Raw genomic sequence first — 8967 nt, 5'->3', positions numbered from 1 at the left:
AATAGGCGAAGTGGAAGGCGCAGTTATAATTGGAGTAATTTCAAGAAGATGTTAATGTATTACGCAATAGAGCGGCCAAGAGTGAGTAAGCGATTTATTCATGTGGACGGGTACTAAGTACGTGGTGATTTACACGCGTGAATATATAACTGAAGAGCCGGATGCGGTAGTTCCGCACGTCCGGATCTGTGTGGGGTCGGCCCAGTAATGGGTCGCTCTACCACGATAATGCCTTGAGAGAGTTATGAAACACGAACTATGGATGGATGAAGAGGGCTTGGGTACATTCTGTCTTTCTGGGGCTCATGGCGATGATGCACGAAAATTACTTGAGCCTAATTCAAAGTTAGTTTGGTCTTGTGAGGCCGAGTCACATTTTGAAGCCATGACAAAATATTATAAATATATGGGCTGGGGTAAATACACAACTGACTACCCCGAGCATGATAAAAAAACCTACAAAGAGCTAGGGTGGGAGTAATGGCACTTAACAAGTTTGTCAACGCTCGCCCTTCGGGCTGGACAGCCTTAAGCGTGGCTTCGCCACAAGGCTGCCCGTTACAAAAGCGTTATATGCTATTCAGTTCTGTTGTCCCAAAAACTGTTTGTCATATCAAATTGATACTCTTCTAGATTTAGTTCAATAGATTCTTCTATCACTTTTGATATGTGCGGTTGAGAGAAACTTGTGGAAGAGTTTATTGCCTGCTGTAGGTCTGCGATTGTTACGCCGTCTTTAAGGTAAGATATACTTTCTCCTAAATAATTAGAGTGCTCACGAGAGAATAAAATATTCAAATGAGATGTGGCTTTGAGTGACATCCAGATGTATTCTTTTTGTCCGGTATGAACAAATTTGCATGACCAATTGTAAACTTTTTTAAGTTCATTAAATGGGAGAGGTGATTTGACAAAATCACTATCTTTTAAAAAATTAATTACTTTAAGTGCTGGAAACTGATCTGAAATTTTTGTCTGATTGTCACTTAGTTTTGCCTTAGATGAGTCAAAGCCGATCATAGCTTTTAGCTTATTTTCAATGGCTAATCTTAACAAAAACGGAATAGAGTATAAGTTATATACACTTTTCTGGTTAAGCAAATCAATATGCTGTTCATAGGTGTTCTGTAGTAAATTTTCTCTAGCAAGAGTAAATAAGGTATAGCTTGGTATACGATCTTGTGCAAAAAGCTGTAGTCCCTCAATGAGCTTCAGTTCACTGAATTTTGTAGCAAACTGCTCTATGTCATTAGTAAATATCTCACAAATGCGCTCAAGATCCGCGGTGATAGGGGTTACACCAAGTGTTGACTCCATTATGGTAGGATCTTCAAAAGCTTTGAGTAATAGCTCACCTTGCTCGACAATGATTTTCAAGTGTTGATGAGGCTTTTCTTCTAAAGTCGATGGATTAGGGAAATTTCCTGTGTATCCTTTATTGTTGAAAAACTGATTAGTTTTTATTACTTCAATATATTGTTTTAGCTTCATTTTTTATTCATAATTGTTGTATATTAAAGTAAGCTAGCACGCATATAACAAGGCAATCAAGCCGGACTCGTAACAGTTTGCTCGGTTTCGCTGCGCTTCACATTTTAGCAAACAATTACAAGCCGCTTATTGCGGCGTTGTGGCTGTAGAATTACTCTTTTTTAAGAAAAACAGCCTGTTTTATGGGGTCCAAATGCATTACCTAATGCTTTAAAAACGCTTAGAGTTAATTACAGGAGCTCGTTTTTTAATTGAATTTGGCTGTAGAATTACTCTTTTTTAAGAAAAACAGCCAGTTTTATGGGTCCTAAATGCATTGCCTAGTGCTTTAAAAGCGCTTAGAGTTAATTACAGGAACTCGTTTTTTAATTGAATTTGGCTGTTAGAGTTATTCTACAGCCACGTTATATTTTTCTAGATTGCGAAGTTAACATCCATACTTTTATGTAATATTCTCACGATAAATATTTGATTGTTTTTATACTCATTATAATAGATAACATGGCTAGCTTGTGGGTATTTTCTGTAACCTTCTCGTATATAATCACAGTTAATACCTAGCTCGGGATCACCAGCTAATAAATGGAACGTGTTATCTAATATTTTTAGGTAATCATTCCGTTGAGCTAGCCCCCAAGTTATTTGGGTATATTTAGCTATTTTAATTAAGTCTGTTTTGGCTTTCGAAGATAATACAAACTTATTCATTAATGGTTATCTTTATCTAATTCAGTCAATAAGCTTTCATAGCTGTACTCGGCAACACCGCTTTGTTCGCCTTGGATTAACATATTACGTAAATATAAAAGCTTAGCTTCTTGATCTTCTAAGGCTCTTAATCCTGCTCTAACGATTTCACTTGCTGAGCCATAACGGCCAGTGTTAAGTTGTTGGTTTATAAACTGATCAAAATGATCGCCTAGTGTAACGCTTGTATTTTTAGCCATGATGTAAAACCTCATAAGTACCTATATATAATATATTATGGTATAAAAAATATAACAAGTCACTTAAAAGGACAAAAAACAGTTGGCTTTTTGCTCCTGCGTCGCTAAATTTAGGCAACAATTTTTTGCCTCTTAGTGGGGGTTGTGACTGTAGGATTACTCTTTTCAGGAACTAATTCGGTACTTTTATAATTGATTGTTTTTTAACCTTGAACCCACAGGGTTACTGTGATCTAATAGATATTATTCACCCACGGTAAACTGTTATGGCCAACTACAAGCCTGACTTATCCTGCCAAAATAAATTCAGTCCTATTAATTTTTCTGAGTAAATCCTGCCAGGTACATTTGAGTATGCCCTTTGTTATATTGTCGAAAATAAGATCGATTTATCAGGATTCGATGTGTGGTAAAACAACGATAAAACGGGGGCTGCGGCGTATCCGCCATCGGTGATGTTAAAGATTATTTTACTCGGTTATGCGCATGGATTAATCAGTAGTCGCCGTATTGCCAAAGCCTGTGAGAACAATATCTTATTCATGAGTGTGTCGGGTGATATCCAACCGCATTACACATCGATAGCGGGCTTCGTGGCGAAAATGCATGAACAGATTGAGCCATTATTTACGCAAGTACTGATGATATGTGATGAAGAAGGGTTGATAGGTCGTAATATGTTTGCCATTGATGGCTGTAAATTAAAATCAAATGCGAGCAAAGACAAATTTATAGGGAATGAATTTTAACAGCGTAGCTGGCCTGAAAGGCGAGTCCATGGATAGGACGAGTAAAGCGCGAAAATGACCACGTCAAAAGGGACAATCCAAGGCTACAATGGCATTGCGATTAATGACGATAAACATCAAATACTTGCATTGGGTAAATAATGGCAAGCACAGGCATGGGGTTCAGTGGGCGAGCAACAAACCTTGCAGCCAGCGGTTAAGCAATTACAACAACAGCTCGCTAAGCTCAATACAAAAAAAGAAGCAGATAATCACACCATAAAGTTTACCGCAGACAGTGGGTTTAACAGCGAAGTGAATCTTGAGTTTATGGCGCAAAGTGGCTTTGATACTTACATTGCGGATAATCAATTTAGAAAACGAAACGTTGTTTAAAGACAGTAAAACGTATGAAACAGAGCAAGAAAAGCGCCGACTAAAAAGGCGTAATGGCAAGCCTCGCTTATTTACCTCAGAGGACTTTCATTATGATGAAGCAACCCAAACCTGCCTCTGCCCCGCAGGCAATGGTATGTGGCGAAGCGGGATTAATGTAAAGAGTCACAATCAAGAATACACGCGATTCTGCGGTTACTTAAAAGATTGCAAAGTATGCCCACTGCAACAGCAATGCATGTGAAAGCCACCAATAAAAACAGGCCGACAAGTGCAGTTTAAAAATGATGAGTCGCGTAAACAGCTCAGCTACATTGACAAAATGAAGGCCAAAATAGACAGCCCACTGGGGCGACGACAATATTTTATAAAGTAATGGTAAAAGACTCGGTTGTATAGAATCTGCTTTCCTTATGGTAAAAAGCGAAATATTACAGTCAATAAAGGCATGAACAAATTGACCTTACGCGGACAAGCGAAAGTGAATACATTCACTTTATTTTGCGGCAGCTGTATTGCCTTGTTCATAATCTAGAAAAGCTGAGAAACACGATACATTAATAGGGGTAACCCCTTATCACCTCAAATAAGCCACTTAAACACCCGCAATACCTTCTAAAACGCCCATTAAAACAACATCAGTCCTCTTTTTATATTTACGTAAAATCGAAGTAGCCGATTGAATTAAAATGAGAGCTCAACTATGTTTAAAGCATCAATAAAAATAAATTAAAAACGAGTTATTCTACAGGCTCGTTATATAAAGTGATGTCTAGTAAATAAAGGCAGGAGGCTCTAATGGTACGAACATCAACACATTGGCTTCTGGATGCTCTGCTTAGTTCAAAACCTGAGCTTGTACTACCAGATAACTATAATCTTTCAATGGATGCCCGTGAAGCTTGGCATCAATTGCAAACAACACTAAGATTACCTGCTAGCGCAATTTGTAACGCACTTTCTTTAACTTATTCTACAGACAGTATTAATATACAAGAATTTAAACCTCCCAGAGATAACCCTTTTAGTGAAAAGGTTTGTCGTGATATGGGCATATTGCCCTTTGATTTGAGTGTTAATAAACCGGTTATTGCAACTTATGATCCTCGTCGACTTCCCGAGTACTATGATCAAATACGTTTTATTCTGATGGGTGACTTTAAACTGGCTATTTTGTCTCCTGAAGAATTTGATATTGGGCTTACACGGCTCTTTTCGACAATTAACCACGACTATAGGGCTATTGATCTAACCGTTGCGTTAGTCGATGAAGGTGAAATTCCCCAGTTAGCGAAAGCCATCTTACGCTCTGCTATAGATAAAAGGGCATCTGATATTCATATACACCCGATGGTTGGTGGGGCTGCAATTAGATTTCGAGTTGATGGTGTTTTAGAGCGAATTGCATCGTTTCCCAAGCAGCAGCACGAAGGCTTGTCTCGCTATTTTACTATGAATGCAGGGCTAGAGCTGAACCCCCTAACTGCTCAAGATGGACGAATGCGATTAATTTATGGTCAACGTGAAATTGACGTTAGATTGTCTTTATTGCCCGTATTTGATGGCATGAGAATCGTGTGTCGCCTTCTTGAGCAAGGCAAGCAGTTTTCTTTAGTTAATAGTGGCTTTTCCCCTTCTGATTATCATGCACTAAAACGACTTGTATCCTACGGCTCGGGAATTGTACTGCTGACGGGGCCTACTGGGTCGGGGAAGACATCAACACTGTACGGCCTGCTTTCAGAACTCAATAGTGTAGATGTCAATATTATGACCTTGGAAAACCCGGTGGAATACGTTTTACCCGGTATATCACAAGTGCAAGTCAATGATGCTCAAGGTCTTTCTTTTGGTGATACGTTGCGATCAATACTAAGGCAAGACCCTGACATTGTTTTGGTTGGTGAAATACGTGATGCTGAAACGGCAAAAATCGCATCTCAAGCGGCGTTAACGGGGCATTTGGTATTGTCTACGTTGCATACTAATGACGCAATGGCGACAGTACCTAGACTTTTGGATCTTGGAATAAATCCATCGGTTTTGGCTGATGTATTGGTTGGTGTCGTTTCCCAGCGTCTGGTTAGAAAGCTATGTTCATCCTGTAAAGTAAAGGTCACTAAGCCACTCCTTCCTGAAGAATTAGAATATGAACGTATCACCGGTGAGCAGCCTGGTTGTCGTGCTATAGGATGTGATAAGTGTCATTATACTGGCTACATGGGCCGCCTTCCTATTACTGAAGTCATGGAAGTATCACCAGAGATGCGCACATTAATGTTAAGTGGCTGTAATAACGTTAATGACTTAACAGAGGCTAATAACAGTTTTCAGACGCAGATGGCCGTTAGCGCAGGGCAATGGATAGTTTCTGGTGAAACAACAGTCCAAGAGGTCGGGCGTGAGCTGGGCTTACATTTTTGGCGTGAACTTGCAGTGGTTAATAATAAAGTACCAAATATGTTGCTAGATAATTTTTCAAGGTCAAACTCGCTTTCAGAGGATCGTCTCAAAGTTTTGTTGATATCTGATAATAAAGAGCTTCAATCAATGCTAGCTGAAAGTTTTCAATATGGAATAGTCTTTGTTAATAATGAACACAAGGCTTCCGAAATTTTGAAAAAAGATACTTCAGTTATTGCCATTTTAATTGATGCTGCCCTTATGCAGTCTACTCCAGAAAAATGGCTTGGAAAGCTGAGAGAGCAATTGGCTTGGTCGGGGACTCCTGTGCTATTTTTAATCCCCCAAAATCAAAATGAAACCAAAATATTGTTGAATAAATTCCATGCGCATGCGATGGAATACGATGAAAATATGACCTCTCCTACTGAAATCGTTAATAAGCTACAAAGTATACTGACTAAAGGAACACTCTAGTATGAACGCTCAAATATTACGAAAAAACACTAATCAGGGCTTCACTTTGTTAGAAATAATTGTTGTTGTAGCGATTATTGGAATACTCGCGGTTGTGGCGGTTCCTTTGTATAATGATTACATAATACGTGCGCAGGTTACAGAAGCTTTTGTTTTTGCCGATGCGGAAAGAATTAAGGTCATTGAAAAACGTATTGAAAGCTCCAACTTTGATATTGCAACATTTTCTGAACCAAAAGTACATATGACTTCTTTGAAGTGGGTGCCTGTAGCGAATAACAACCCAGTCGAAAATTCAGTTATCGGGTATATTCTTCCTACTATGGATTTAAAAGGCCTTGGGGTGAGAGATACGTTTGCACTTGAGTATTTTTATAATGGCTCTTGGCGTTGCGTTAATGCTGCCAATGCTATTGGGCGTGGCGCAGTGTCTACCAATAAAGCGCTTGATGACAAGTATCTCCCAAGTAGCTGCCTTAACGGAGCAGGACTTTTGGCTGCACACCCTAATGTGCCTGCGGGCTGCCCCTCTGGAACACAAAAAGTACAAGTGAAAGATGCTAACGGTAAACAGCAACAAGTCTGCCAGCTACCTAAGACACAGAAACAACCTCAGGTCGTTCCACAACTACATCCACAGTTGCAACCACAAGCACAACCACAGTTACAACAATTAACGCCAAGTGTAATACCAATAGTAAAACCACAACTTAAAAAATGTCCAGGCACTTTAAAATTAGGTTCGGATGGAAGGTGCCATACATCGAGTGCCCCTTTGCCGGCACAATGTCCCGTGGGTCAAGACTGTGGGCATCATGATCCTAAATGTTCAATAGCGGGACAAGAATATATAGGGGAAACTTCAGTCGCTGTACGCGATCAACACAACCCTTTTGGAAGCAGAAATAATTATGCAACTAAGACTACGAACTTTCCCGCACAATGCGTCGCAAAATGTAAAAACGGTTTTGTTTTTAATCCCAAAGAACCTTCAAAGTGCTCATTAGCCCCTTCAACAAATAATCATACTTGTCGAGGCCCTAAATTTATTTGTGAGCGAAGCCATGTCACCACAGGGGCTGCCTGTACAGTTGATGCTCCTTATGCTGCCAATTTTATTGAAAATTTAAAAGATGGTTCCCGTTATGTAACAAGAGGCTGTGTTACACAGCAAGAGGCATTTGAAGCTGACAAGTACAATAAAGGCAATGCAAATTGCAAAAATTATAATGTTGTAGTGCTACAAGACGCTCACTTTAAATGTACATTTGCTTGCTATGGTGATGCTTGTAATCTTGAATCCGTTCCAGATCATCCAGCGACATGGGGTGATGGTAAATCGTCAACGGATTTACCTGATCAGTTTAATACTCCTTAAAGGTAGGTTTCAGTATGGCTGATAAAAAGGATAAACAATCATTTAACAATGGAACTCACCAGCCTAGCTTGAATGATATTTTGAAAACGAATAGTAACGCAAACAAAGTAAGTGGTAGCTATAACAATAGAGGTGCCAATAATGGTACCACTATGACTCCCCAAAGCCTTGATGAAATACTGAATAAAGATAAGAAAAAACAAAAAGTGAATCCCAGTGTTGCCAATTCTGCCTCTCTTTGTGATTTGCCAGGTTTAGATGATTTGGTCAATATAGGAAGTCATTCTAAGTCTTTTCAGCAACATACTTCATCTAGTAGAGATGAATCAGCGAAGACGATTCACCAAATAATTAATTCGACTAGGATTGAAGATTCAGCCAAACAGGAAAAGAAAATTGAAGGTATTGTTGGTCAAAAACACCGTAAAGTTTTAAGTATCGTAATTTTTTTGGTATTTATTATTATCGCTACTAGTTTTTTCAACCCTAAACAAGATAAAGGAATAGCGCCCGAATTTGCCTTGGCTCAACAGTTGATGGTTGTCGTGAATGGGATAGAAAAATACCGATTGGAAAATAACAAAACACCAGAAAAACTGTCTGATTTAGTTGAATTCCCTAGTGGGGCTGTAGAGTGGAGGGTCGACCAATATGATTTGCAACTAGAGGCGAGTGCGTTAGAGTTTTTTTTCTGGGAAGATTTAAATGGTTACATTGTAATATCACGGCTTGGGGATGAAGCTTGGATGTATAGCAATGAAGGTGAATCGAAAATAAAAAGAGTACCAGCAAGGTAGAAGGTGGTTACACAACAAAAAACAAAGAAAGAGCAAAAAAAAAATAGGAAAACACCTATCCTAAATTTTGTATTTTCATATTTTTTACTCGCTTTAAATGAGTGTGAAAAAAACAGAGTGATGCATGGCAATTGCAAGAAAACGTCAAATAAGTTTGGTTGATACAAAATACTATCACTGTATTTCTCGGTGTGTTCGCCGAGCATTTTTATGTGGTGAAGACTGTTTTACGTGAAAGCCTTATGAACACTGCAGAGCGTGGTTTGAGGACAAGTTACTTGCTTTAGCAAAGATATCGCCTGTATGGCCTATGTAGATTTAAACCAAATCAGAACGATGAAAACAACGAT

General features: G+C 39.0%; 7 protein-coding genes and 2 pseudogenes. 6 read left to right on the top strand and 3 right to left on the bottom strand.

What is annotated here, in order from left to right; all coding sequences use genetic code 11:
- The first annotated feature begins 244 nt into the window (after nucleotides 1-244).
- Nucleotides 245-481 (top strand): hypothetical protein, encoded by a 237-nt coding sequence (locus ACJJVX_RS14605; protein ID WP_054206960.1) that lies wholly within the window; start codon nucleotides 245-247, stop codon nucleotides 479-481.
- A gap of 95 nt (nucleotides 482-576) precedes the next feature.
- Here the strand turns inward: ACJJVX_RS14605 and ACJJVX_RS14600 are convergent, their stop codons facing one another.
- From ACJJVX_RS14600 to ACJJVX_RS14590, 3 genes are all read right to left on the bottom strand, one after another.
- Complete coding sequence (locus ACJJVX_RS14600) at nucleotides 577-1491, bottom strand: hypothetical protein (protein ID WP_405632052.1); 915 nt, start codon at nucleotides 1489-1491, stop codon at nucleotides 577-579.
- A 414-nt stretch (nucleotides 1492-1905) separates the two neighbouring features.
- Nucleotides 1906-2199, bottom strand: a complete 294-nt coding sequence (locus tag ACJJVX_RS14595; RefSeq protein ID WP_405632050.1) for a type II toxin-antitoxin system RelE/ParE family toxin — start codon at nucleotides 2197-2199, stop codon at nucleotides 1906-1908.
- Nucleotides 2199-2438 (bottom strand): type II toxin-antitoxin system ParD family antitoxin, encoded by a 240-nt coding sequence (locus ACJJVX_RS14590; RefSeq protein WP_405632047.1) that lies wholly within the window; start codon nucleotides 2436-2438, stop codon nucleotides 2199-2201. The genes ACJJVX_RS14595 and ACJJVX_RS14590 overlap by 1 nt, the downstream gene beginning before the upstream one ends.
- A gap of 266 nt (nucleotides 2439-2704) precedes the next feature.
- On the opposite strand from ACJJVX_RS14590, the pseudogene ACJJVX_RS14585 reads away from it, so the two are divergent.
- The 5 genes and pseudogenes from ACJJVX_RS14585 to ACJJVX_RS14565 form a co-directional block, all read left to right on the top strand.
- A pseudogene (locus ACJJVX_RS14585) lies at nucleotides 2705-4123 on the top strand (transposase).
- A 237-nt stretch (nucleotides 4124-4360) separates the two neighbouring features.
- A complete protein-coding gene (locus ACJJVX_RS14580) occupies nucleotides 4361-6442 on the top strand; it encodes a GspE/PulE family protein (RefSeq protein ID WP_054206494.1) in 2082 nt (693 codons plus the stop codon).
- Nucleotide 6443: 1 nt separating this feature from the next.
- Nucleotides 6444-7820 carry a prepilin-type N-terminal cleavage/methylation domain-containing protein gene (locus ACJJVX_RS14575; protein WP_405632044.1) on the top strand — a complete coding sequence of 459 codons (1377 nt, stop codon included), beginning with the start codon at nucleotides 6444-6446 and terminating at the stop codon, nucleotides 7818-7820.
- 14 nt (nucleotides 7821-7834) lie between these two features.
- Nucleotides 7835-8617, top strand: a complete 783-nt coding sequence (locus tag ACJJVX_RS14570; RefSeq protein WP_054206496.1) for a hypothetical protein — start codon at nucleotides 7835-7837, stop codon at nucleotides 8615-8617.
- A 124-nt stretch (nucleotides 8618-8741) separates the two neighbouring features.
- A pseudogene (locus tag ACJJVX_RS14565) lies at nucleotides 8742-8912 on the top strand (Mobile element protein); the annotation flags it as partial.
- Nucleotides 8913-8967: the final 55 nt, after the last annotated feature.

The organism is Pseudoalteromonas sp. Ld20 (assembly GCF_045064175.1).
GTDB lineage: Bacteria > Pseudomonadota > Gammaproteobacteria > Enterobacterales > Alteromonadaceae > Pseudoalteromonas > Pseudoalteromonas neustonica.
The sequence above is the reverse complement of the archived record's forward strand: the minus strand, read 5'-3'. Positions and strand labels throughout refer to the sequence as shown.

What these genes read in the sequence shown, in the direction of transcription:
- ACJJVX_RS14605 (WP_054206960.1), top strand. Translation starts at nt 245, where the DNA reads ATGAAACACGAACTATGGATGGATGAAGAGGGCTTGGGTACATTCTGT.
- ACJJVX_RS14600 (WP_405632052.1), bottom strand. Translation starts at nt 1,491, where the DNA reads ATGAAGCTAAAACAATATATTGAAGTAATAAAAACTAATCAGTTTTTC.
- ACJJVX_RS14595 (WP_405632050.1), bottom strand. Translation starts at nt 2,199, where the DNA reads ATGAATAAGTTTGTATTATCTTCGAAAGCCAAAACAGACTTAATTAAA.
- ACJJVX_RS14590 (WP_405632047.1), bottom strand. Translation starts at nt 2,438, where the DNA reads ATGGCTAAAAATACAAGCGTTACACTAGGCGATCATTTTGATCAGTTT.
- ACJJVX_RS14580 (WP_054206494.1), top strand. Translation starts at nt 4,361, where the DNA reads ATGGTACGAACATCAACACATTGGCTTCTGGATGCTCTGCTTAGTTCA.
- ACJJVX_RS14575 (WP_405632044.1), top strand. Translation starts at nt 6,444, where the DNA reads ATGAACGCTCAAATATTACGAAAAAACACTAATCAGGGCTTCACTTTG.
- ACJJVX_RS14570 (WP_054206496.1), top strand. Translation starts at nt 7,835, where the DNA reads ATGGCTGATAAAAAGGATAAACAATCATTTAACAATGGAACTCACCAG.